Below are 25188 nucleotides of genomic sequence, written 5' to 3'. Positions count from 1 at the left end.
TATCGCTGCCTTCTCTTTGCAAAGAAAAAGCCTGTCTGAAACGGAAGGGTCTGAAAGAATAAAAAGGGAAGAGACAAGCCGTCCGTATCCTGCAGCGGTTTGTCTCTTCCCTGAAATCTCCGTGGATCAAAACGGCTGCGGATTCCCCGTATAGATCTGTTCCGGGCATCATCAGGCCGCAGCCGTCCAAGCTCTGAGGCTGACTGCTTACTTAATTAACATTGATCCGGCCTCTTCTGACGGGCCTGTTCTGGCGGCGGCGCGCCTGCAATGCTTTCCATGCATTAGCGGTCAGCAGTCCGACAAGCAGGTAGGACAGCTTGCTTAAATATAAAAATGCCGCTCCGCTGACAACGGCAGCCAGGAATCCGAAAAACACCTGCTCCGAGTATTTCGCAGGGGAAGTCGGAGGATCCGTCAGCATAAAGAAGGCAAGGAACAAAGCGGAATTAATATAAGGCATCCGCAGCGCGTCGCCCGCACCTGTTACCCCGAGAATGCCGAGCACGAGAAAAAAAAGTATATAAACGGCCAGAAATGAAAAGACAAGCGGAAATTTATTGATCCGGTCGGCTATGATGAAGCCGGCAACGATTAAAAGGACCGTGGTCCATGGCGAAAGCATGGACAACCCGCTCCACCAGCTGTCGCCGGCTGCAAAGACGGTCGCACTGAAAAGCAGTCCGATGGCCGCAGGGTTAAATATAGGTTTTCGTTTATCCTTGAAGATATGTTTGAACCCCAGCGCAACAACCGTTGTCAGCATGACAAGATACCAGGACGTCGCCGGGCTGAGTATGCCGCCGATGATCAGCCCGGTGACCAGCGCTCCGTCCGAAAAACGCACCGGCCTCTCCATCAGATAGGCCACGACATAATCCATAAACAAGCCGGTGACGACGGCCAGAATGATATTCCTGATGCCGCCCGAGCTGTTCGGATAATCAAGCCCGATCAGTGAAAGGATCGTTAAGATCGAGAAAACAATCCCTTTAGGCGATTTGATGAATTTTTTGAATGAGAAACCGGCGCGCTTTTTACTTTTTACCGGATGCATTCGTTCCATTCTCGAATCGCGGACCTTTCGCAGGCCGCGCTGCATGTCCGTTTCTATTCGTTCCATGACCACTTCTCCTTAAATTTATTTGTCGCACGCACGTCTTGCGATCGCGTCACCATCACACAATCCAGGTGCATTTCTTCCATTTTCTTCAGGCCTCTGTTGCTGCCCATGATGAACGAAGCGGTAGAAAAGGCATCCGCCAGCATGGCGAATGGGGCAATAACGGAACAGCTGGCTATGTTTCCCGGAGAACGGTCCTTGTGCGGATCGAGCAGATGATTCTGACCGGGCAGTACCTTGCTGGGCCGCTCATAGTCCCCTGACGTACAGATTGCCGCATCGGACAAGCGAATCGATCCGATCTGTTCCGATCGTCTGACAGGATCCCTGATCCCGATTTTCCACGGCCTTTCCTGTTCATTCAGTCCCGCTGCATAAACGTCGCCGCCGGCATTAATGATAAAATGAACAAAACCTTTATTACGGACGGCTTTTGCCGCTACATCGACGGCCATCCCTTTCACTACGGCGTTCAGATCGATGACCATCGGTTTTTTTAATAAAATTTTTCTGCGCTTTTCGTCCAATGAAAGATCCTTATAACTCGTTTTTTCACTGTCGGCAAAAGTCGACCGGACTGTTTTTCCCGATAGATAATTTCGATCAAACCCGTGCCGTTCCATAGATCTTCCTATAGAGGGATCGAACGCGCCGTCTGTCTCGCGCGCCGTTTCCACGGCAAATTTAACGGCCTGATATAAAAGCGGCGACACGCTCACGCTTTCGCCTGTACGGCGCGACAGCCGCATCAATTCACTATCCGGATCAAAGCGGCTGCACGTCCGTTCAATTTTGTAAAAAAAACGCGCCGCCTCGTCTATCGCCTGATCGACTTTATCTGTTTTTTGCTGTGAAAGAATTTTAATCAATACCGTCGTGTCCATACAGATAAACTTCTTTTCGTCAGAAAACATCCGAAAAAAGGACCGCCTCCCCAGTTAGATTACGCCTGCGCCTGAGAAAGCGCCTGCTGAACCGCCGTTATAAAATCGTCAGTGCTCTCGGTCGCACCCGATACGTTGTCGACATTTGAATTTTGACGGGAAACCACCTGAGCCGGCAGCGGATCAATAGCGCTTTGAGGGAAGGATGTCGTGCAGTCAGTAATCTGAACATTCGCAATTTTTCCTTGCTTTATCGTCACACTCACGGCGACCGATCCGATCCGGTTCTGCCCCTGACCGGTATAAGTTCCGTCTTTATAGCCTGATTGAGATTGCGCCGTACTGCTCCCCTGGCTGCTTTGATTGTTTTGATTGTTTTGATTGCTTTGACCGCTTGACGCATCCGAAGCGGCTGAACTGCTGCTGCCTCCCTGACTGCCCTGTACACCTTGACTCTGCGAGCCGCCCGTTCCCGTCTGTACATTCTGTTGCGGTACGGAAACCGCAACGGCTTTCGGTTCAGTGACTACATAACCGGCTGTGTAGGCCAGACCAATGGCCGCCGTGCACAAAGTAATCCATTTTGGACTAAGCTTGCTCATCCAGCAAACCTCCTAGAGTATAAATGTTTCATCAACTGCCTGTTTCTTGTTTCAATTTTGAATTCTAACAGGCAAGTCTGAAAAATTACTGAAAAAGATTTTTGATTAGAGGCATTCAGGCGGAAAAAACGCCTTTCAGATTATTTTTTTCGGAGCTGCAAGAGTTGATAAGTGCGCGTGACAATGACTTTGCAAACCGCATAGACGGGGATAGCCAGAAGCATGCCGATGATTCCGGCCAGATTGCCGGCAGCAAGCAAAAGACAGATGATCGTCAGAGGGTGGACATCCAGTTTTCTTCCCATGACCATAGGAGAAATCACATTTCCTTCAATCTGCTGGACAACGACGACTCCGATAATCACGTAAACCGCCAGAATAGGATTTTGGATAAAAGCGACAATAACTGCCGGTACGGTGGCAATGAAGGAGCCTATAAAGGGAATTACATTGGTAAAAATGATGACTAATGCCAGTATCAGGGAATAGTTTAAGCCGATAATCGAGTACCAGATAAATATGAATACAAAATCAAACAGGAGAACGATCATCTGGCCCTGTATGTAGCCGCTCAGTGCCTGATCCATATCGGCAAGAATTTCCACGGCCTTCTCGCGATGTTCTTCGGGAATTAATTTAATGATCCCCTGCGGCATTTTTTCCCCGTCTTTTAAGAGGTAGAACAGGATGAAAGGAACGGTGACGATAATGAGGAGCGTTCCCGTGACCGACTGGATGATCGACAGAACATTGTTTCCTACGGATGTCGTTAAAGACGACAGATATTTTGAAATTTTGCTTGTGTTGACCAGGGAAATATCATTCAGGTGAAGCTTAATAAAAAACTTGTTGTGCTGCAGCGTGTCCAGCTGATAGCCGAGCTGCTGGACAAGACGCGGCATACCGGTAACGAGAGAAAGAAATTGTGCGTAAAGCAGCGGACCGATCCATAAAATCAGAAGCGTAATCGCTCCGGCGGCCAGCAGATAAATCATCAGTATGGCGACAACCTTCGGAATTTTCAATGCCATCAGCCCCTGAACGAGCGGACGCAAAATATAGTATAAAAGTCCGGAAATAATCAGCGGAGCTGCAAGTGAGGTAATCAAAGTGCCGATCGGCTGAAGAATAAAGGTCAGTTGCGAACCTACCAATAAAATTAGTAGAATCAAAAGCAACCAGACAGCGAAACGAAAATATTTTGACTGTGGCATAATGGCTCCCCTATCCGTCGAATTTGCCCGTGTTGACGATTTAATACGGCGTTATCTGTTCGGAATCATTTGAACAAAGGACCGGCTTTTTAGATATACATGACACGGCTCTTTGACTGCCGGCAATTGCGATAAGCGAATGGACGGTAAAAATTAATTCCGTTTATTGCCCGGCTTTGCATGTTCTCTTACAATATTGTAACCTATTTTTGTCTAAAATAATCCATTGAATTCAATCGCTTCTTTTCACTAGAACAGGGCGGCTCCAAATCGGTACAATTGGAACCGCCCTGTTTCTCTGAATGATCGTTTCATTGTTCAAAGATTTATGTTTGCCGCCATCGCCATTGTTATAAGTCTTTCTCTCCGCAAAACATGATTGAATAGCTAGAGGACAAGCTTAAGCGGAGCTTCAAGATTCGCCTTGACGGCCGCAAGGAACTCCGCGGCGGGTGCACCGTCAATTGCCCGGTGATCGAAAGTCAGGCTGAGCGGCAAAAAGTTTCTTTTTTCAATATCGGCTCCCCTATACGCCGGCTGTTCGCTGATCGTTCCGACACCGAGTATGCCTATCTCCGGCGGATTAAGCACGGGAGTAAAAAAGCCGATTCCGTAAGTCCCCAAAGAAGTGATCGAAAATGTCGAGCCTGTTAATTGCAACGCCTCCAGGTGGCCTTCCCTGGCGGCCCTGGTCGCCTGGCGGATCTCCCTGGAAAGAGTGCTCAGCGATTTCTTTTCCGCATCCCGGATGACGGGGACAACCAGCCCTTCTTTCAATGCCACGGCAACGCCGAGGCTGACTTCATCATAAGTTGTGATCGTATCATCCGCGCAGGTGCTGTTCATCTTCTGATGCACCAGCAGGGCATTGATCACGGCCTTTGCTACAAAATCCGTGACCGTCAGCCGCACTTCATCGTCAACCGGATAAGCTTGCCTGGCTGTTTTCTGAAAAGCAAGCAGGTCGGTGACATCGGCAGTTGCCTGCAGTGTGAGCTGTGCGGTCTGCTGAAGGCTGTCGTACATACGCTGAGCGATCACTTTCCTCATGCCGGCGACTTTTCTGACCTGCCCTTTTCCCTGTACAGCCTGTTTTTCCTTTAGTGGAGACGCGGTCCGCTCGGGCAGGCGGTTGTTCGGCCGATCAGCCGCCGCCGCGGCGACGTCTGCCTTGGTTATTCGTCCCAGCGGGCCGGTCCCTTTAACCGTGCTCAGATCGATTTTCTCAGTTTTGGCAAGCTTTCTGGCGGCCGGAGAGACGCGCAGCCTGGGCTGCACTTCGCCTTTATCCGTCCCGGCCGTATCGCCGTCCCGTTCCCCGTCTGTCTCCGCGATCCGGACAGACGGCGTCTTGCTTTCTTTGAAAATGACATCCTTCTGCACGAATGCTTCCCCTTCTCTGCCGATATAGCCGAGCGGCCGTCCGATCGGTACAACTGCATCCGCTTCAGCTTCAATGCCGATCAGCACGCCGTCTTCGGGTGCTTCAATATCTTTTTCAATTTTATCCGAGCTGATCGATACAACCGATTCCCCCTTTTTCACCGGGTCTCCTTTATGCTTCAGCCATTCAACAACAGTTCCTTCTTCCATCCCCATACCCATTTTAGGCATAATGATTTCCGTCGCCATTTTGTCCACCCCTTTTTGATCGAAAAATGAGAGAGGAACACCAGCGGGCATTCAGGAAACGGCCCATGCCGTCTCTCACCCCGCGAAACTGCCGCCTTTCTTTACACGCCCGTGAAAACGCGGTCACCGACCATCGCAGCGAAAGCATCAATGACCTTCTCAGGGGAAGGCAGATACAGTTTTTCAAGCGGCGGAGAGAAAGGAACCGGACTGTGCGGCGCCGTCACCCTCTTAATAGGCGCATCCAGATAGTCAAAAGCTTTATCTCCTACGATAGCAGCAATATCCGTAGCGGCGCTGCAGCGAGGATAGGCCTCATCGACAATGATCAGCCGGCCGGTTTTTTGCACCGAGCGGATGATTGTTGCTTCATCCAGCGGCGAAAGCGTGCGCGGGTCAATGACTTCCGCTTCAAAGCCCTTTTGTGCCAGTTGATCGGCCGCTTTCAACGCGGTATGCACCTGCTTGCCGATCCCGACAATCGTCAGATCTTTTCCGGGCCTCTTAATTTCTGCTTTACCGAACGGAACGGTGTAAAAACCTTCGTCCACCTCGCCTTTCATGCCGTAAAGTGTCTTGTCCTCGAACACAATCACCGGATCGTCGTCAAAGATCGCCGTCAGCAGCAGCCCTTTGATATCGTACGGATTGCTCGGCACAACGACTTTCAGCCCCGGGATATGGGTAAATAGAGCATACAGACTTTGCGAGTGCTGAGCGGCCGCATTAAAGCCCGCACCGTCGATCGTCCGAATGGTCAGCGGCACTTTGGCCTTTCCGCCGAACATATAATGAAATTTTGCCGCCTGATTCATCACTTCATCCAGGCAGCTTCCGATAAAATCATTAAACATCAGTTCGGAGACAGGCCGCAGACCTGTTGCGGCTGCCGAAACGGCAGCGCCCATATACCCTGCTTCCGCGATCGGAGTATCAAGTACCCGGGTGCGTCCGAATTCTTCAACGATTCCCTTGGTTACTCCGAAGACGCCTCCCCATGCGCCTTCATCCTGCAAGTGATCGACCTCGGCACCGCCTGCGACGTCTTCCCCGATTAAGATAACGTTTTCGTCTTTGCGCATGGCAAGCCGGATTGCATCATTAATTGCTTCCGAGTAGGTCATTTTTTTGGCCATCATGAATCACCTCCGGATACTATTGACTCGCATTTAATAGGAGACATAAACATCGGTTGTCAGTTGTGAAGCATCGGGGAACGGGCTTTCTTCGGCAAATTTGACCGCATGTTCGATTTCGGAATGAACGTCGGCATCAATTTTTTTCACTTCTTCTGCGCTGAGCAGTTCATGCGATTCGGCATAATTACGGAATCGTAAGATCGGATCATCTTCATGCAGCGCGCGTTCCTGAACCTCCTTATCTTTATAAGTCTGCGTGTCCCCTTCGAAATGTCCGTAATCGCGGTAAGTCAGGCATTCGATAATAGTAGGACCTTCCCCTTTCCTGGCACGGCCGACGGCTCTTCCGGCGGCTTCATAGACGTCCGGCAGATTGCGGCCGTCGACGGTTTCACCGGCAATTTTATACGTCTTTGCAAAATCGGAAACACGGTCGCAGGCCGCGGCATAATCGAAGGGCGATGCCTCGCCGAACCCGTTATTTTCACAGACAAAAATAACCGGCAGCTTCCAGATCGCAGCCATGTTGACCGATTCATGGAATGTCCCGTGATTGCTCGCTCCGTCTCCGAAAAAACAAACGGCTACATGATCCGTCTGCTTCACCTTAGCCGTCAGGCCTGCGCCGATCGACAAAGGCAGTCCCGCGCCGACAATGCCGTTGGCTCCCAGCATTCCCTTGGAAACATCGGCAATGTGCATCGAACCTCCCTTTCCCTTGCAGAGGCCGGTTGCCCGGCCGTAAATTTCCGCCATCATGCCATCGATATCGCATCCCTTGGCAATACAATGTCCGTGTCCCCGATGTGTACTCGTAATACTGTCACTTTCAGTCAGATGGGCGCAGACGCCGACAGCAACGGCTTCTTCGCCGGCGTAGAGGTGTACAAATCCTGGAATTTTGCCTTTTTCGAAAATTCCGTGGACAGCATTTTCGAATTGGCGGATTTCCTGCATCTTTTTATAGATCCACTTCGCCTTCTCAACGGTCATGTCTCCTGCAGATGCTTTCGTTCCGGCTTGCATTCTGTCTCCTCCCGTCTATTCATGAATATTGCTACACCGAGCCATAACGGCATCTGATGTAAGCGTTTTCTTTCTATTCAATAATAAACGATCCGGCTTGTTTTTGCAAAACATACGGAATATTACAACGGCCATTATTTCATTCTAAACCAGCGGCCGCCGATTTTTTCGACAGGCACGGGGAATAACTGATAAATTTTTGCAGCGAGGCCCATATACCAAGGCAGACTGATCTCTCGTTTTTTCTTTTCAACGGCCTGTACAATCCGGCGGGCGACGGTTTTCGGATCCAGCATAAACGGACCGACCCTGGCCGCATACGTGCCGGCCGGGTCGGCCGTCTCAAAAAAAGCTGTACGAATCGGACCCGGATTAACGGCTGTGACCCGGATCCCCTTATCTTCCACTTCCATTCTCAGCCCGTTTGAAAAACCGAGGACGGCATGTTTTGTTGCCGCGTAAACGGTTGATTTCGGCGTAGCCAATTTCCCGGCGATTGAAGCGACATTGACAATCTGCCCGCTTTTTTGCCGGATCATCAGAGGCAGCACCGCTTTTGTGCAGGCCATCAGGCCGATCACATTGACGGAGAACATCTTTTTCACGTCTTCCATATCGGTTGAAACAAGAGGCGCAAATTGACCGATACCCGCACAATTCACCAAAACGTCTATTCGGCCGTACTTGCCGGCTATCTCTCCGAAAACCTTTTCAACCTGGCCGCAATTCCTAACATCAAGCGTAAAACTGCCGGCGCTGTCTCCGCGTTCTCTGATTTTGCGTTCGGCATTTTTTAATTTTTCGGAATTCCGCGCAATAAGCACGGTTTCTGCTCCCTTCTCAGCACACAGAAGGGCTGTCTCCCGGCCGACTCCGCTTGAAGCTCCGGTGATCACAACCACTTTTTTATCAAGCATTTCTTCACTTTCCTTCATTTGGACACTGTCATTGAATTGTTGAAAGTTCATGCCGACGCTGCAGACAGCCGAAGATCGCTGATCCGATCCCTTTGTTCATCTTCCGGGCAGTCTGTCTTCTTACAGCCCGGCAGCATCACCGTACCGCTATTGTCATAGTCTTAAAAAGATGGTTCAATAGAAAGGCGGTCTGGACAGCTCACTAGAATTCCGCCCACCCCCAATGGACAAAAGGAGATGCTAAGATGGCTAAAAAAAGGACACTGATCATTATTTCAATTTTAATCATTGCACTTGCAGCGATATCCTGGCAAGTTTTCCGTCATTTTTCACTATCCGCAAAGCCGCAGCCGGTCAATAAAATGATCGCATCAATGAATTGGCAGAATAACGGCCAGAACAATGAATATGTAACACAGCTTTATAAAGGCAGCCCTGTCACAAAAACGATAAAAGGAACGGTCAAAACGGATACCGACTGCAAGCCCGATCAACGGGGGATCAGCAGGTGCCACAACCAGATTCAGCTGCAGAATAACAGCAAGATAACGGTCATTACCATTCACAATATGCAACACTTCAAATGTTTCTCTCCCGGCAACAAAGTAAGCGTCGGATCTCTTAATGACAAATGGGTGAAAATCTCAAAACTAAAATAAAAAAGAACCGCTCATCCGAATAGATGATTCAGTCCATGTGAGGCGGAAGCAGAGCTGAATCGTTTAAAGAACCAAATGATTCAGCACCTTGCTTAGATCTTCCAGCATTTTTCCTTCGTCGCCGCGATGCAGGGCATCCGTCATACAGTCCTGCAAATGATCCTGAAGCATTAATTTTTCGACTTCATTCAGCGCCTCTTTGATCGCTGCGATTTGCAGAAGAATTTCCGGGCAATCCCGCTCCTTTTCTGTCATTGATTTTACGCCGCGCACCTGTCCCTCGATCCTGGCTAAGCGGTTGATAATTTGTTTGTAATGGTGATACTTGGGCTGTTCATGTTGGGTTTCCATTTTTTCTTCCGTCCAACTATCTTTTTTACAAAACTTTTAATCTACTGAAAAGAGCTGTTTATTGAATATAATTCATCGGATTAACAGAACCATTGTGCGGAGCCGGAGTCCACGGACCTATGTACAATTCAAAGTGCAGATGCGATCCGGTTGATTCGCCTGTACTGCCCATTTTGCCGATCAGCTGTCCCTGTGAGACGCTCTGGCCCGCAGACACATTATAAGAAGATAAGTGAGCATAGACCGTTGTATACAATTTCCCGCCGGCTCTGTGGGAAATCATCACCGTATTTCCGTAGCTTGATGATTGATAGGACCTGAAGACGACGCCGTCCGCTGCCGCTTTGACAGGTGTTCCGATACTGTTGGCGATATCAACCCCGGGATGCAAACGGTTATCAAAGGATCGGAAGCCGAAACCGGATGTAATATAGCCTTCCGCTGGCCTGATAAAGCCTGCAGAACGCGTATCGGCAGAATCTTTTTGCACCGCAGGAATCGCGGGAGAATCAGCCTGAGAGCGGATCATGTCGGATTGTACCTTCGCATTATCCGTTTCTTCACTCTTTGCCATCATTTCTACTTTGATTTTGGAAGCCCTGTCTCTCAGCAGGGCCAGTTCGCTCTGCTGTTCTTTCTGCTCCTGATCAAGATTTACTTTCAGTTTCTCTAAATCAGACAAGTTCGCCTGCATTTTTTTCAATTCCCGCCTGAGCCTATCCTGCTTTGAAACCTGCTCTTTCTGATCCCGTTTCTGATCTGCCATCACTTGATGATCGTGATCGGTGATCATTTTCAGGGCAATCACGCGATCCAGAAAATTACCGAAGCTTTTTGCTCCAAAAAGAACATCCAGATAACTGACTGCACCGCCGTTTATGTAGACGGATCGTATACGTTCTTTTAATAATTTGTTTCTCTCGTCAATCCGTTTTGCGAGCAGATTGATCCGGCCTGTCAGAAGAACCCGGGCAGCCTCGCTGCGGCCGATCTCAGTTCTTTTGCCGGTTATTTGGCTGTTAATCGTCTGAATATGTTTATCAGATGATTTAATACTGGCAATGACGGAATCCTGCTGATGAACATTCTCTGAGAGCCGGTTATTAACCGTGCCGCTCTGAGATTCTATTTGTTTCTTTTTTACTTCGTTGAATTGGGAAGCCGCCAGAGCGCCGTTTTCACCATAGCCCGCTGTGATCAGCATGGCAAGTCCGAAAGCAATCGTTTTTGTCATGTTATTTCTTTTCAAAATCACCGTTCCCCTCTGCACGTTGTGTCTTCGTGTTGATCATTGGGTCATAAAGCGGCCGTTCAGAATTGATGAATTGAATAGAGCGGCTGCCGTGAATAGTTTTAAGATAGCAATTTAATGTGACAAATTCCGACAGGAAAAGGTAACATTTTTATTTCATTTGATGTATTCCGCGGTTCGGGAAAATTTTATGTTGATTCTTCATCCCCTTTCGTTCTGCTCTATGAAAATCGTAACCCATGAATATGTAGAATCCATGTCGAAAGCCGATGAAATCAGTTATTTTGCTGGAAATTAAAAAATTGCGGACCAAAAATCATCCTGTAGATGAAGGTAATTTATTTAACAAACCGTTCTTGAAGCGGGAAGGGATTTGATCGATCCGGTATGCCCGGAGAATCGGCGCTTACCGGTACATTCGCAAGAATGAAAAAAAAACGGCCTCCCGCTGAAATCAGGAGGCTTTTCATAATCGATCAAGTTTAATATAAAACGATGGCTTAAAACAGAGGCGATCCAAAGCGGCATCGACGTCAGCGAATCGGCAAAGTTATCAATGGTGTCTGCCAGCAGTACCGTGCTTTCGGTCACTGAACAATGACTGCCTGAAAAACGGCTGCCGCTATCAGTGCATTGGGAGAAAGAAGCAATACCCGGGTCGCCTCTTGGTTCTGCAGGATACCGCCGTCAACACGCCCATGACTGTGCGGGTGAATCTTTTCCATCGCCAATCGCCTCCAAGGGTAAAGTTTGGTTGATACAATCAACCGCCTTGTCCGGCAAAAATGCAACATGAGGAACTCGCAAATTCAGATTCGTAAAAGCTGATCTTTCATTTGTGAACTTAAGAAACTCATGATACTGCTTTGAAGCCGCGTTACAAAAGGCTCTCAAAATAGCAAACAAAGCAGTTACAGGTACCCGTCATTAAAAATCCTTTTTCTTCGGAGAATGTTTTCGCTCATATTCCGGTTCAGCGTGAATGAGAATTTGGGCCCGGGGAATTTCGCGTTTAATACTCTCCTCGATCTGATCGGATAATTCTTCCACAGCGTCGATTTCAAGATGGGAAGGAACAACAAGGTGAAATTCAATGTACTCCTCCGGACCTGATCGTCTTGTACGAAAGTTATGAAATTCGATGTACTCTTTTTTATAGGTTTCAATAATACTCATAATTTTATTTTCTTCCTGATCCGAAAGATGTGCATCTAATAACGGAGGGAAAGAGGCCCTCATCAGTTTTGTTGCTTCAAACATGATAAAACATGCCAGCACAATGCCAATCATCGGATCCAGGACAGACCATCCGGTTAATGCAGCCAGCAGCAGGCTGACGGCGACACCAAGCGACGTATATACGTCTGTCAGCAAATGAAAGGCATTAGACTTCATCGCCACGGAATGGCTTCGCTCGGCCGTCCGGTCAATTAAACGTGATACGAAAAAGTTGACCGCCGCACCGGCCAGCATAACCATCACACCCAGAGCGGGAAGTTGTATGGGTTCAGGCTGAATCAATTTTTTTACAGATTCATAAATGATCCAGATACCCGCCGCATAGATAAGCAGCGTCTCAACAGTGCCCGATATATTTTCGACTTTACCATGTCCGTAAGGATGGATTTTATCAGCCGGTCTTCCCGATATGCGTACCGAGAAAAAAGCAATGAGCGACGCTGCCAGATCAAGTGTCGTGTGGATAGCTTCAGACAGCACGGCTACAGAACCGGTAATAATCGCTACAATGATTTTTAAGGCCACCACGAGTGTATTGCTCAGTACAGACAGAAATGCAACTCTTGACGGTTCCATCGTTTTTCCCCCTCGTATTTATTTACGTAGATTCATGTTAACAAATGGCCGGCAGGTGGGTCTACAACAATCTTTTTTCAGTTAAGAATGTAATTTACCACAATCAAAATGTGTTTTGCCTGAGCAACTTAATCAGTTGCATAAGAGCCCGCTTTATGGCCCTTTTCTCGCTCACCCATTCATCACTAATGATCATCAGGCATTTCCAATAAGCTTTGCATCTAAACCCATCGTACAAAGAGCATCAGGTCTGTTCATTTCAAATTTATAAACTCAGTGTCACTTTGTGACCATAACGTCTGTCAATGAAAAGGAATAACAAGTAATAACATATGAATAATGTGCTATAATTCATATAATAACGATTATCCCATATTCGAGAGGAGACGACTTTTATGCCGTTGAAAACTTTTAAGGCTACTGTAAAAAGAAAAAAAGGATTGGCCGTTAAAGCGGAATCAAGAGGGTTTAAGATTATCGGTGACGAACCGGAAGACCTGGGCGGGACCAATACCGGAATGAACCCGGTCGAACTTTTGCTGAGCAGTCTCGGTTCCTGCCAAACCATAGCGGTCGCAACCTTTGCACAGAAACAGGGAATTATTCTGAAAGATTTTTGGGTGGAGCTGGAAGGCGATCTGGATACCGATGGATTCTTAGGATTATCCGATGTAAGGCCCGGCTATCAGAATATAAGAGTCAATATGCATATAAAAACCGACGCATCGAAAGAACAAGTTGAGAAATTTATTCAATTTGTTGAAAAACATTGCCCGGTCGGCGACAGTATCGGAAACGGAGTAAAAATTGATCCGGCAAAAATTACAATAGAACCGTAAGCTATATAAATCTCCCGAATAAAAATCCGGGGGATTTATATATGATCCGAAATATTGGCAGAACCTATTCGCGGTTGTTTCAGCCCGCCCTGCCTCCTTTATCTTCCGGAAAAACAGAGCTTGATCCGGAAAGCTGTCGGTCGCTTTTTATTTATTGACTGTTCACCGTTCTATTATAACTCATGGCCTGTTTTCTCATTTGTTCCCAGGCTTTTTCAAAATCATTTCGATTGACTTCCTCATTGCTACCTCCGAGCGGATTATTAATAAATATTGAGTCGTCGGTAAACCCGGCAACCAGGACGGCATGTTCTTCATAAGTTACTTTCCCCCCTTTTTGTCTCCGCGTGGCTCATTGGCTTTTCAGATTGAAGAAGCGGCCATATGATTTAACTATTTTGAATCTCTTGTACAGTTTGCCGTAATCTCTTTTTCCTTCCAATACATCAAAAACCAGGTTCAACAATTTAGGAAAACGAGAAACCATTTTTTGCATGAATTTCGGGTCTTCATAGAATTCCTGACTGAACTGATACAATGCTCGGAGTTCGGGCATGATCGTCTGATCGACATCTTTTTGATAGGCCGAGAAAGCCTCTTTATTACCTTCCTTAAACGTTTCTATTAAATGGCCGGCAAGCAATTCAGCGCTCCATAAAGCATAGTAGATGCCCTCGCCGGCAAATGGGTCAACTAGTCCGGCAGCGTCCCCGATCAATGCCGTCCGTTGTGTCATGATTGGCTGGCGGATCCCGCCGACAGACAAAAAAGCTCCCTTCGCGCTCAGCAAATCTCCGTTTAAATTCCGGCTGTCCAGAAATGAATGCAGATAGCGGTCCATCTGTTTCTGATTTAACGAGTAAGAACCGATGCCTGTCGACAGAATTCCATTTTTCGGAAAAATCCAGGCATATCCGCCAGGCACACTTGTATAATCAATGACGATCCTGTTTTTATAATTTACCGCTGTCGTCCGGTCGCATCTGAATTCATACTCTAATGCCAGAGTCTTTCTTCGTTCCGACATTAACCCGGCCTGTTTCGCAACAAGACTGTTTACGCCGTCGGCCCCGACCAAATACCTGCCCGAGTAGTGTTCATTTCTTGTGAATACATCCACCCGATCACGGTGCTCGACGACTTTTTTAACAAACGAATCTTCCTTCAGCTCTGCACCGCAGTCAGCGGCATGTTCCGCCAGCAATTGATCCAATTCGGTTCGCAAGACCATAAAAACAAAAGGTGTTTTGTGTCTAAACACCTGAAAATCATGATTTCCTTCCACGGTGACAAACGAAGTAACCCGATCGCGAATAACCTGTGTAATATCGACCGGCATTTTCAGAAAAGCCCTCTTGGTTACCCCGCCGCCGCAGACTTTATCGCGCGGAAAGCTCTGCTTCTCCAGCATCAAAACATGAAGTCCCGCTTCGGCCAGTTTCGCCGCAAGCGAACTGCCGCCGGGACCCGCACCGGCAATGATCACATCATAAATCTTTGCATCCATTTTGTTGCCCCCCGATTCTGCGCCTTTTCATCCTTTGCAGATCTGATGTAGATGACGATATCTGCATCATCGTAATGGCAGAAAAGCATCTCATGCTTTCTTTCTGTCTGTTATAGATGATTTTACCGCTGTTTATTTAATATCACCATGATGGTTGTGTGTGTACGGGGTCTGAGGTCTGTATTCTCCATGCCCGAAGGAGGCTGAATGATCGCGCCGACGGTCTGAGATACGGTGGAAAAGACGATCGTGATCGAAAGAAACGAAGAAGTCACATACACCGATGCGACGGATCGTTCATGCTTCCGTTTGCATTTCGCTGTGAACAGAAAACGGATTGAAATGGCCGTGGAATGAGCAGCAGAATGATTTTTAAAACGGGAGGGCCTATTAAATAGAACCGCCCCGATCGACGTCAGGCCGACGGTAATCAACAATACATGCAGTCAGTGGCGAGACGTGGCAATGATAGCGAACAGAACGGATCCTGCAGACTTCAGCCACGTTTTTTTCCGACCTGATTTTTTCATTTCCGAGATTGATCCTGATTCTCTTTTTCCCATATCGTCTCTCTCTAATTTTCCCGGCTCCGCAGCTTTCTGCGATGTCCTTTTGTCTGCCTATAGCACCCGATCATAAAACCAATGGCTATTAAAATCGTGGCCAGAGCGGTCAGCTGGGCGACTTTCAAATTCAGAACGGTCCTGAGACTGTCGCCTCGCCAGAATTCCAGCACAAATCTTAAAACCGAGTATAGTTCAAGCATCAGAAGAAACAGAAAACCTTGGAATGGTTTCTTGTATTTAATCAGAAGCAGCATGCCTAAAATAATCAGGTCGCCGATCGCTTCAAATAAAGGCATCGGCAATACCGGCGTACTGCCGAATACATTGTAGACAAACGTTCCCGGAGGATACTGGACAGCGAGAAATGAACGGCTTGGAATACCATAGGCATCGCCGGTCAGAAAATCCGAAATGCGGCCGATGGCCATCCCGAGTATGAGCGGCGGAGCCACGATGTCCGCGACCTGCCAAACCGGCAGCCTGTGCTTTTTTGCGAGCCGGATTCCTGTTAAAATTCCGCCGAGAATGCCGCCCTGTATTGCCAGTCCCCCCATCCAGATCATAAAAATCTCTGCAGGATGAGCGGCGTAATAGGACCACATGAAAAGTACAAACCATAACCTTGCCCCTGCAACTCCTCCGAGTACACAATAAACAGCAAATTCGGTCAAGTAATCGGCATGGATGCCCTGCCTGCCGGCCTCACGATTGACGATCCATAAACCAAGAAGCGTAGCCAGAGCGACCGCCGCTCCCAAAGTATTTATCGGTATCGATCCGATTCTGAATAAAACGGGTCCCGGAAACCACATGAACTTTGATCCATCCTTCTCTATCCATAGCATTTGATAACCTGTATCCTAAAGCAAACATGTGTGGAAACAATGTGGAAGTGATAAATTTAACCATTAAAAATAAATTAAGGCTTCAGAGATCGGCCGAAAGAATAAAAAAAGTCATTATTATTTTTCTGCAGTTAACGACCGGACAATTGTTAGGCCGGGCTCACAGAAAAACATTCAAATTTCCTTTTGAATAAAAGAAATAACGATGTATAATATAATCAAATAGCTGTTTGAATGATAGCGGGGTCGGCAAAATGGTCGAAAAAGATGTATGTGAAATTTATTGCTATGACGAAGACAAGGTTCAGCGGGTCCGGGGCATTTTACAAAATAAGCGCGATGACTTGTCCCGTATCGTTCAAGTGTTCAAAGCACTGTCTGATGAAAACAGAGCTAAAGTTATCTATTCCCTGTGTCAGGAGAAAGAACTGTGCGTCTGTGATGTGGCAAACATTATTGGCTCATCAGTTGCAACAGCGTCCCATCACCTGCGCGTGCTTCGGAAACAGGGACTGGTTAAATACCGGAAAGTTGGGAAAATGGCATTCTATTCGCTTGATGATGAGCACATCAGGCAGATCATCTCCATTGCATTAACACATAGAAAAGAGAGGAATGTACATGTCTGAACAGCCAGTCAAGTCTTACCGCGTTCAGGGGTTTGATTGTGTAACATGCGCCAATACGTTCGAAAAAAACGTCAAACGGCTGGAAGGTGTCGCCGACGCCAAGGTCAATTTTGCTGCGGCCAAAATTGCAGTGACCGGAAACACAACGATTGAAGCGTTGGAGAAAGCAGGGGCATTCGAGCATTTAAAGGTGCGCGATGAATCGGAACCAGCCGTTGAACAGATTCCGTTCTGGAAGCAAAAAGAAAATATTAAAGTGTATCTTTCGGCTGTTTTACTGCTCATTAGCCTGATTATAGGGATTCGATACGGAGAACGGAGCCTTGTTCCGACAATCGGTTTTATCGCCGCGATTGTAATCGGCGGTTATGCTTTGTTTATAGCAGGATTCAAAAACTTAATCCATCTCGACTTTGATATGGAAACCCTGATGACGATTGCCATCCTGGGGGCCGCCGCGCTCGGAAAGTTTGAGGAAGGAGCAACGGTTGTGATACTCTTTGCAATCAGCGAAGCATTAGAGAGCTACTCCGGAGATAAAGCAAGAGAATCGATCCGATCTCTGATGAAAATTGCCCCTAAGGAGACGCTGGTCCGCCGGGACGGCCGTGAGTTCACTGTCCCGGTAGAAGACGTCCGGATCGGCGACATCATGATCGTGAAGCCGGGCCTGAAGCTGGCGATGGACGGTGTGGTAACGAAGGGAACCTCGACATTAAACCAGTCAGCGATCACCGGCGAGTCGGTTCCGGTAACAAAAACGATTGACGATCCAGTATTTGCGGGGACACTGAATGAAGAAGGGCTGCTGGAAGTCAGAGTCACCAAAAAAGTTGAAGATACCACCCTTTCGAAGATTATCCATTTAGTGGAAGAATCACAGGCGGAGAAAGCTCCTGCTCAAACTTTTGTTGACCGTTTTGCGAAAGTCTATACACCGGCAGTTATTATTTTTGCCGTACTTTTAGTAATAGTTCCTCCATTAGCTGCGGGAGCTTCCTGGGGCTATTGGATTTACCTTGGGCTGGCTCTGCTTGTCGTCGGCTGTCCGTGTGCGCTCGTTATTTCGACACCGGTCGCTATTGTGACGGCAATAGGAAACGCCGCCAAGAACGGTGTCATCATCAAAGGCGGGATTCATCTGGAAGAAGCCGGTTCCCTCAAGGTCATTGCTTTTGATAAAACCGGTACGTTAACGAGAGGAGTTCCGGAGGTTACAGACGTGGTGGCCTTCAAAGATAATGAAAAAGATATGATAACCCTGGCGGCCGCTCTTGAAAAAGGCTCTCAGCATCCGCTCGGATCGGCTATTGTTAGAAGAGCCGAGGAAGAACGTCTAAAATTTAATGATATTGCGATTGAAAATTTTCAATCGATTACAGGTAAAGGTGTCAGCGCCAAAGTTAAGCAGACCGTATACTATATCGGCAGCCCGAACCTTTTTGAAGAAATTCTGACGAACGGTATTGAAAAAACGGTCCATCATCAAGTGATCGGCCTGCAGATGCAGGGAAAAACGGTGATGGTTTTGGGAACGGACAAAAGTGTTCTTGCTGTTATCGCTGTGGCTGATCAGCTGAGAGATTCAGCGAGAAATGTTATCCAAAAGCTCCGCCAGTCCGGCATTGAACAAACCGTGATGCTGACCGGCGACAACAAAAGAACAGCCGGGACAATCGGGAAAGAAGCCGGTGTTTCTGATATTAAAGCGGAATTGCTGCCTGAAGAAAAACTGGCCTATATTAAGTCCTACCGCGGGAAACAAAAGGTTGCAATGGTCGGCGATGGGGTGAACGATGCCCCGGCACTGGCAGAAGCCACTGTGGGTATTGCTATGGGGGGCGCCGGAACAGACACCGCTTTGGAGACGGCCGACATTGCTCTCATGTCCGATGACTTAACAAAACTGCCCTATACGATAAAACTGAGTCGCAAAGCGCTGGCCGTTATTAAGCAAAATGTAACGTTCTCGCTGACTATTAAGGCTTTGTCTATCCTGCTTATTTTCCCCGGCCTGTTGACCCTTTGGATTGCTATTTTAGCCGATGTGGGAGCGACAATAGTGGTCACGTTGAACAGTTTACGGCTCACGAAAGTTAAAGAGTAAAGTTATAGAAAAGTAACCTCCTGTATAAACGTGACCCCCTGAAGCCGGACAATTAAACTCCGATTCAGGGGGTTTGAGCTTGATTATGAAAGATGACAGACGTATAAGTGAACAGGGCCGGTTATGATGGAGCAGTACCGTTTTACTCTTATCATTACAAATAAGATCCATTTTTTCAGGTTCATCACAGAACGATTCAGGGAGTGCGTATCAATATCATACATAGCAATAACTATTTAAAAAATCATGCAGGAAAACATAAAGACAGGATCATCCGTCAGCTTCCTTTAGTCTGTTCTCTCTTAGTGAAGCCGGGAAAATGAATTCTGGGAACAAATCCGGGCACTTTTTTCATATACTCCAGATAGTCTCCGCCGAACTCATGAATCATGATTTGCTCTTCCCTTTTTGCCAGTCTCCTGTACATAATCAATAACGTGGGAGCCATGATCAGAGTAATCAATGTCGGCCATTGAATCAGGAAACCGATGATGGCCACTCCTGTGCCCTTAATTGATGATCGACTTCTCTCAAAAGACGGAGAGCGTTTCCACAATAAACTGCCGTCACGGTTGACAAACCGGGTTTACCATCTGCTGAAGACCGATTAAGCGCCGGCGCCGGCCGATAATCCGAGTATAACGACCGATAAACTGTTAAACTGCCTGCCGCGGTCGATCTCACGTTTGATTCAATCAATCGGGTACAGGTACGACTTACTGTTCCGATTATCCGCGCTTATTGATTCCGGTCCGTTTACGATTTACCACGATTTACAGGACTACGCAGCAGCGGACCGAAAAAAAGGTCAGAAGTTTCCGCCATGTAACGCCTGTCCGCGCAGGATATACTCCTTTTCCAATAAATCGCCGCTCGTGCAAACGATCGTTTTTCGGAATCGATGCCTTCACGACGGGGATACATGAATTGGGGTTCATGTATATTTATTCAGTCTTTCACAATAATCTTTCCTCTGAACATGCCCATCTGGCAGCTAAAGTCATAGGATCCCGTCTTCATCGGAGGAAGATCGACAATGACTTTTTCTCCTTCCGGCAGCGTCGCACTTTTCTCAAAATCGGGAAAGACGACCATTCCGTCACAGGCTCCCGTTTCAACACGGGTAAATTCAAATCGGACCGGCTTCCCGCTTTTGACAACGATACGGGATGGATTATATCCATTCTTGACTAAAATCTTCGCTTCCTGATAGCCGGAAGTGTTTGTTTCTGCTAGGCTTCCTCCCTTTTTCGGCCCCCAGAAAAACCAGGCGATCAAACCAATTAATAACAGTCCGGCCACTGTAACGATCCAATTCATGCAGATCATCTCCCCTTTTTAATTGAACTTGAACTTCAGTCTTTTCAAACGGTTGGCGTTCAGGACAACGGTTAAGGAACTGAATGCCATGGCTGCCGCGGCAACAAGCGGCGATAACAGAATGCCTGTAAAGGGATAGAGGATACCAAGAGCAATGGGAATGCCGATCGCGTTGTAAATAAAGGCGCCAAACAAGCCTTCATAAATGTTTTTCATCGTCGCTCTGCTGACCTTGACGGCGCTGACGACTCCCTTCAGGCTCCCGGAAATAAGGGTAATATCACTGGCTTCGATGGCGACATCCGTTCCGGTTCCGATGGCAATGCCGACATCAGCCTGCGTGAGCGCCGGCGCATCGTTAATTCCGTCGCCGACCATCGCCACTTTCTTCCCTTCTTCCTGAAGCTTGCGGACATTTTCCGCCTTATGCTGAGGAAGCACCTCCGCCAGGACCCGATCAATCCCAACCTGCCTGGCGATCGCGCGGGCCGTTCGCTCGTTGTCCCCGGTAATCATCACGACCTCTAAGCCCATGGATTGCAATTCACGAATGACGGAAAACGAGTCCTCCTTGACAGTGTCCGCTACTGCGATGATCCCGCCGGCTTCCCCGTTAACTGCCAGAAACATCGGCGTCTTTCCTTGATCGGACATCGTAGCGGCATAACGGTTAAAGCCGTCCAGTGGAATGCCCTTTTCTTCCATCAGTTTTAAATTACCGAAATAGATTTTTTTCCCATCAACCGTTCCTTCGACTCCGTGTCCCGGAATCGCATGGAAGCCCTCACTTTTAACCGTCGCCAACCCTTCTTCTCTGGCCTTTTCCACAATAGCGGAGGCCAGCGGATGTTCGGATCCCTGCTCGATCGAAGCGCTGATGAGGAGAAGTTCTTCCTCGGTAAATTTTCCAAGGGGAACGATATCCGTCAGTGAAGGCTTTCCTTCCGTGATCGTGCCGGTTTTGTCCATGACGATCGTTTTCAGTTTCTGTGCAATTTGCAGCGCTTCTCCGGAGCGGATTAAGATCCCGTTCTCCGCCCCTTTTCCGATGCCGGTGGTCAGGGACATCGGCGTTGCCATGCCCAGCGCGCACGGGCAGGCAATGATTAAGGTCGTCACCGCGACAATCAATGCGTAGACCCATCCCGGCTGCGGCCCGAAATCATACCAGACGATATAGCCGAGTATGGCCGCAATAATGACACCCGGAGTAAAGAATGACGAAACCTGATCGACAACTTTTTGCACGGGAATACGCGATCCCTGGGCCTGCCTGACCATTTCCACAATATTGGCTAATGCCGAGTCCTTTTGCTCTTTGGTGACTTTGAACGTAAAACTTCCTGTTTTATTCAGCGTCCCTCCGAAAACATCATTGCCTTCATTCTTTTCCACAGGTATCGATTCCCCGGTCAGCATCGACTCATCAATAGCTGAACTTCCGGAGACAACGGTTCCGTCTATGGCAATCTTTTCACCGGGACGGACAACAATCTGATCGCCGATTTTTATTTCCTCTAACGGCACTTTGACTTCTTTTCCATCCCTGACAACGTTGGCTGTCTGCGGCTGAAGGGCGACCAGTTTATTAATCGCTTCGGATGAACGCCCTTTAGCTCTCACTTCCAGTGCCGATCCGAGAACGACGAGCGCTGTGACAACGGTGGTGACATCGTAGTAGACATCGGCCATTTCCGGTCTCGGAAAAATCTGCGGCCAGAACAGGGCGACCAGCGAATAAAGCCACGCCGCCGAGACGCCGGTCGCGATCAGCGTGTTCATATTGGCGGAACGCTGTTTCAAGCCTTCCCAAGTGCCGATAAAGAATTGACTGCCGCTTCGGATCACAACATACAGGGCAAGCAGTCCCATGATCAGCCGTGCCCACCACAGTTGTCCGCTTCCCATCGGGAATAGATTTCCCAATCCAAATAAATTGGGATAAGACACTAAAATAACAGGAACGGATATAATTGCTGCCCGCCACCATTTCTTCATTAAAGAGCGATATTCCCGTTCTTCAGAAGAATCCTCCGGCCGGTTTTGATCCTGCATCGTTTGATGGCTCATCACCTCATGTCCATGCATCCGTTGTTCATGCCCGTAAATGTGCTGTGTACTGTCTGCTTCCATCGTGCATTCTCCCCCTCGCATAAATTGATAAAAGATAACGTCCCGGATTGCTGTTTCCAGACAAATGTTTATAAAAAGATTGCTGTATATATTCGGAGCGGGGTATGACCTTTACAAAGATTTTCCTCTTTCATGGATAACACTAGCCGGTAATCGTGTAGAACCTGAGTGGAAAGCATGTAGAATCTGTTAAAATCAAAAAGGAATATCACTGGGTTACAAAACTCTTCTGTTTTTTCCCCTGAATTCATTTTTTTGATGTACGCATCCGCTTTTCAATTTTGAATGGTTGTGAAAATGGGATTCTCCTTCAGTTGACGCACGCGGATCCGGTTCCTTCGGGAGAACATGATGCTGACACAGGTTTCCTAAAACGTCTGAAATGAGTTCACCGGCTGCGGGAGGTTCCTGCTGAATTTCACAGAAACGCTTTCTTTACTTACAGCTCAAAACATTGAAAAAAATACGTTTCCCTTATATCTGCCTGTCTTCAGAATTCAACTTTTTATCTGTGCATAACATTCCGAAAACAACAGTTTGTAATGATATAAAAAATAATGAGCTTTTTACTTTTCAGGACGTCGCTTTCTCGCCATCACCGTCGGGTGCTATATATTCTCCCCTTTCATACAATGCCTTGATTTGTCCGGCCTCCAGTGTCTCAACTTTCAGCAGGGTTTTGGCGATCAGCTCCAGCCGGTCACGGTGTTCTGACAGCAGCTTCTTACAGCGTGCATACTGTTCTTTTATTATGCCCTGAACTTCGGCATCAATCTCATAAGCCAGCCGATCACTGATACTTTGTTCACCTTGCATAAGACCGAGCAGCGTCTGTCTGCCGTTTGGACTGCCGAACTGTATCGGCCCGAGTTTCTCGCTCATTCCCCATTCTGTCACCATCCGCCTGGCAATGTTTGTTGCATGCTGAAAATCATTGCTTGCTCCCGTCGACGCTTCACCGAACACGATTTCTTCCGCCGCCCGCCCGCCGAGCAATCCGGCAATTTTATCCAATAGTTCCGGTTTCGTCATCAAATGCCGCTCTTCTCTAGGCAGAGATATCGTATAGCCGCCGGCCTGTCCGCGGGGAATGATGGTTACTTTGTGTATCTGATCGGCACCTTCCAGGGCCAGACCGATAATCGTATGACCGGACTCATGATAGGCAACAATATTTTGCTCTTTTTTAGAAATGACGCGTGATTTTTTAGCAACGCCGGCAATGACTCGTTCAACGGCTTCATTAATGTCTTCCATGTCAATGAGAATTTTGCCGGCACGTGCCGCGATCAGCGCCGCTTCATTTAACAGATTTTCTAAATCGGCTCCCGAGAATCCGGGCGTCATCCGGGCTACCGTCCGTAAATCGATCGTTTTCGACAGCAATTTGTTTCTCGCGTGAACCCGAAGTACGGCTTCACGCCCGTTCAAATCCGGCCTGCCGACAGGAATCCGGCGATCAAAACGGCCGGGCCTCATTAAAGCGGGATCAAGAATATCCGGCCGGTTCGTCGCCGCTATAACGATGATCCCTTCATCAACGGCAAAACCGTCCATTTCAACAAGCAGCTGGTTCAAGGTCTGCTCCCGTTCATCGTTGCTGCCGCCGAGACCCGCGCCGCGCCGGCGGCCGACCGCGTCAATTTCATCAATAAAAATAATGCACGGTGAATGCTTCTTGGCCTGCTCAAACAGATCACGGACACGCGATGCGCCGACCCCGACAAACATTTCCACAAAGTCGGATCCGCTGATTGAATAGAAAGGAACGCCCGCCTCTCCGGCCACGGCTCGGGCCAGCAAGGTTTTGCCGGTACCCGGAGGACCTTCCAGTAAGACGCCTTTCGGTATTCTCGCGCCAAGAAGCGCAAACTTTCTGGAATCTTTAAGAAAATCGACAATTTCGGCCAGTTCCTGTTTTTCTTCATCCGCACCGGCGACATCGCTGAATGTAACTCTATGCTTATCCTCGCTATAAAGCCTGGCCTTGCTTTTCCCGAGGTTCGTCATCTGTCCCCCGCCGTTCCGCATGCGATTCATAAAAAAGAAAATCAATAACCCCATCAGAACAAACGGAATCAGCGAAGTGAAAAATATAATCCAGCCGGGCGTTGTTTCTTCGGGGCTCACTGTTAAGCTGAACTGCTTGTCCCTTGAAGTAATCTGATTCATCGCCTGTTCACTTACCGGAACGTAGGTCTTGAACGTTGTATTTGTCTTGTCATTCTTTAACCGGCCCGTGGCGACATAGGTGCTGCCTTCCGGTTGAAGTGTCAATTTACCGATGTCTCCCTCGACGAGGTGGCGCTGGAATGTGCTGTAAGACATCGGCCTGATCACGTTATTTGAACCGGATAGCCATTTAGCGGTTCCGAATGCTATCAGAATTATAAAAATATAGATCATTGTATTTCTATATACTCGTTTCATTTGTATCCTCTCCGGACAAGAAACCATCATTTTAAAATGACGCTCGGTTTCCACTGTTTATCATACCCTGAATCAGAAATTCAAAAGCCTTATGTACGGCCGCAGAAGGGCCATCCGCGATCACAGATATTATTATAAATAAGCTTATGGCATGAAAGACATTGCTAAACCTCTGTTCCGACATGTCCTTTTTTATAA

Annotated in this window: 22 protein-coding genes and 1 pseudogene; 4 read left to right on the top strand and 19 right to left on the bottom strand. The window is 47.9% G+C overall.

Translation table 11 applies throughout. The features are described from left to right. Window positions 1–211: 211 nt before the first annotated feature. The 8 genes from OYT88_RS08550 to OYT88_RS08515 all read right to left on the bottom strand — a co-directional run bounded on the left by OYT88_RS08550 (window position 212) and on the right by OYT88_RS08515 (window position 8537). On the bottom strand, window positions 212–1123 hold the full coding sequence (locus OYT88_RS08550) for an RnfABCDGE type electron transport complex subunit D (protein WP_274399321.1): 912 nt from the start codon (window positions 1121–1123) through the stop codon (window positions 212–214). Then, window positions 1111–2007, bottom strand: coding sequence for an FAD:protein FMN transferase (locus OYT88_RS08545; protein WP_274399320.1), 897 nt, complete (start codon window positions 2005–2007; stop codon window positions 1111–1113). Before OYT88_RS08545 ends, OYT88_RS08550 begins: the two co-directional genes overlap by 13 nt. 59 nt (window positions 2008–2066) lie before the next feature. Next, window positions 2067–2609 (bottom strand): FMN-binding protein, encoded by a 543-nt coding sequence (locus OYT88_RS08540; protein ID WP_274399318.1) that lies wholly within the window; start codon window positions 2607–2609, stop codon window positions 2067–2069. A gap of 140 nt (window positions 2610–2749) precedes the next feature. Continuing rightward, window positions 2750–3823: an AI-2E family transporter gene (locus OYT88_RS08535; protein ID WP_274399317.1), complete on the bottom strand. Its 1074-nt coding sequence runs from the start codon at window positions 3821–3823 to the stop codon at window positions 2750–2752. A 387-nt stretch (window positions 3824–4210) separates the two neighbouring features. Beyond that, on the bottom strand, window positions 4211–5455 hold the full coding sequence (locus OYT88_RS08530) for a dihydrolipoamide acetyltransferase family protein (RefSeq protein WP_274399315.1): 1245 nt from the start codon (window positions 5453–5455) through the stop codon (window positions 4211–4213). A gap of 101 nt (window positions 5456–5556) precedes the next feature. Continuing rightward, a complete protein-coding gene (locus tag OYT88_RS08525; protein WP_274399314.1) occupies window positions 5557–6591 on the bottom strand; it encodes an alpha-ketoacid dehydrogenase subunit beta in 1035 nt (344 codons plus the stop codon). Between the two features lie 33 nt (window positions 6592–6624). After that, window positions 6625–7620: a thiamine pyrophosphate-dependent dehydrogenase E1 component subunit alpha gene (locus tag OYT88_RS08520; protein ID WP_274399313.1), complete on the bottom strand. Its 996-nt coding sequence runs from the start codon at window positions 7618–7620 to the stop codon at window positions 6625–6627. A gap of 134 nt (window positions 7621–7754) precedes the next feature. After that, on the bottom strand, window positions 7755–8537 hold the full coding sequence (locus tag OYT88_RS08515; protein ID WP_274399633.1) for an SDR family NAD(P)-dependent oxidoreductase: 783 nt from the start codon (window positions 8535–8537) through the stop codon (window positions 7755–7757). A gap of 245 nt (window positions 8538–8782) precedes the next feature. On the opposite strand from OYT88_RS08515, the gene OYT88_RS08510 reads away from it, so the two are divergent. Then, window positions 8783–9196: a hypothetical protein gene (locus tag OYT88_RS08510; protein ID WP_274399312.1), complete on the top strand. Its 414-nt coding sequence runs from the start codon at window positions 8783–8785 to the stop codon at window positions 9194–9196. Between the two features lie 63 nt (window positions 9197–9259). Here the strand turns inward: OYT88_RS08510 and OYT88_RS08505 are convergent, their stop codons facing one another. From OYT88_RS08505 to OYT88_RS08490, 4 genes are all read right to left on the bottom strand, one after another. Further along, window positions 9260–9547: a metal-sensing transcriptional repressor gene (locus OYT88_RS08505; RefSeq protein WP_274399310.1), complete on the bottom strand. Its 288-nt coding sequence runs from the start codon at window positions 9545–9547 to the stop codon at window positions 9260–9262. Window positions 9548–9605: 58 nt separating this feature from the next. Continuing rightward, window positions 9606–10796, bottom strand: coding sequence for a murein hydrolase activator EnvC family protein (locus tag OYT88_RS08500; protein ID WP_274399308.1), 1191 nt, complete (start codon window positions 10794–10796; stop codon window positions 9606–9608). A gap of 590 nt (window positions 10797–11386) precedes the next feature. Beyond that, complete coding sequence (locus tag OYT88_RS08495) at window positions 11387–11524, bottom strand: hypothetical protein (RefSeq protein ID WP_274399307.1); 138 nt, start codon at window positions 11522–11524, stop codon at window positions 11387–11389. A 202-nt stretch (window positions 11525–11726) separates the two neighbouring features. Next, entirely contained in the window at window positions 11727–12614 is an 888-nt protein-coding gene (locus tag OYT88_RS08490; protein WP_274399305.1) for a cation diffusion facilitator family transporter, read from the bottom strand. A gap of 395 nt (window positions 12615–13009) precedes the next feature. Between OYT88_RS08490 and OYT88_RS08485 the strand changes: the two genes are divergently transcribed. Beyond that, a complete protein-coding gene (locus OYT88_RS08485; protein ID WP_274399302.1) occupies window positions 13010–13453 on the top strand; it encodes an OsmC family protein in 444 nt (147 codons plus the stop codon). A gap of 151 nt (window positions 13454–13604) precedes the next feature. Here OYT88_RS08485 and OYT88_RS21075 read toward each other — a convergent pair. The 3 genes and pseudogenes from OYT88_RS21075 to lgt form a co-directional block, all read right to left on the bottom strand. Further along, window positions 13605–13772, bottom strand: a pseudogene (locus tag OYT88_RS21075) (C39 family peptidase); the annotation flags it as partial. A 33-nt stretch (window positions 13773–13805) separates the two neighbouring features. Beyond that, entirely contained in the window at window positions 13806–14960 is a 1155-nt protein-coding gene (locus tag OYT88_RS08480) for a geranylgeranyl reductase family protein (RefSeq protein WP_274399301.1), read from the bottom strand. 574 nt (window positions 14961–15534) lie between these two features. After that, window positions 15535–16371 (bottom strand): prolipoprotein diacylglyceryl transferase, encoded by an 837-nt coding sequence (gene lgt, locus OYT88_RS08475; protein WP_274399300.1) that lies wholly within the window; start codon window positions 16369–16371, stop codon window positions 15535–15537. Between the two features lie 254 nt (window positions 16372–16625). Between lgt and OYT88_RS08470 the strand changes: the two genes are divergently transcribed. Beyond that, entirely contained in the window at window positions 16626–17000 is a 375-nt protein-coding gene (locus OYT88_RS08470; protein WP_274399298.1) for an ArsR/SmtB family transcription factor, read from the top strand. Continuing rightward, complete coding sequence (locus OYT88_RS08465; RefSeq protein ID WP_274399297.1) at window positions 16993–19107, top strand: heavy metal translocating P-type ATPase; 2115 nt, start codon at window positions 16993–16995, stop codon at window positions 19105–19107. Before OYT88_RS08470 ends, OYT88_RS08465 begins: the two co-directional genes overlap by 8 nt. Before the next feature lie 277 nt (window positions 19108–19384). On the opposite strand, the gene OYT88_RS08460 is transcribed toward OYT88_RS08465, so the two are convergent. From OYT88_RS08460 to ftsH, 4 genes are all read right to left on the bottom strand, one after another. Further along, window positions 19385–19606 carry a methyltransferase family protein gene (locus OYT88_RS08460; protein WP_274399296.1) on the bottom strand — a complete coding sequence of 74 codons (222 nt, stop codon included), beginning with the start codon at window positions 19604–19606 and terminating at the stop codon, window positions 19385–19387. A gap of 449 nt (window positions 19607–20055) precedes the next feature. Continuing rightward, entirely contained in the window at window positions 20056–20427 is a 372-nt protein-coding gene (locus tag OYT88_RS08455) for a cupredoxin domain-containing protein (protein ID WP_274399294.1), read from the bottom strand. An 18-nt stretch (window positions 20428–20445) separates the two neighbouring features. After that, the gene (locus tag OYT88_RS08450) at window positions 20446–22560 is read right to left on the bottom strand and encodes a copper-translocating P-type ATPase (RefSeq protein WP_274399293.1); all 2115 of its coding nucleotides are present in this window, start codon (window positions 22558–22560) and stop codon (window positions 20446–20448) included. A gap of 573 nt (window positions 22561–23133) precedes the next feature. Then, window positions 23134–24990 carry an ATP-dependent zinc metalloprotease FtsH gene (gene ftsH, locus OYT88_RS08445; RefSeq protein WP_274399292.1) on the bottom strand — a complete coding sequence of 619 codons (1857 nt, stop codon included), beginning with the start codon at window positions 24988–24990 and terminating at the stop codon, window positions 23134–23136. Window positions 24991–25188 lie beyond the last annotated feature (198 nt).

This window comes from Sporolactobacillus sp. CQH2019, assembly GCF_028765345.1.
In the GTDB taxonomy this organism is placed as follows: Bacteria; Bacillota; Bacilli; order Bacillales; family Sporolactobacillaceae; genus Sporolactobacillus.
Note: the sequence above shows the minus strand (reverse complement) of the source record. Positions and strands in the feature narration are given on the sequence as shown.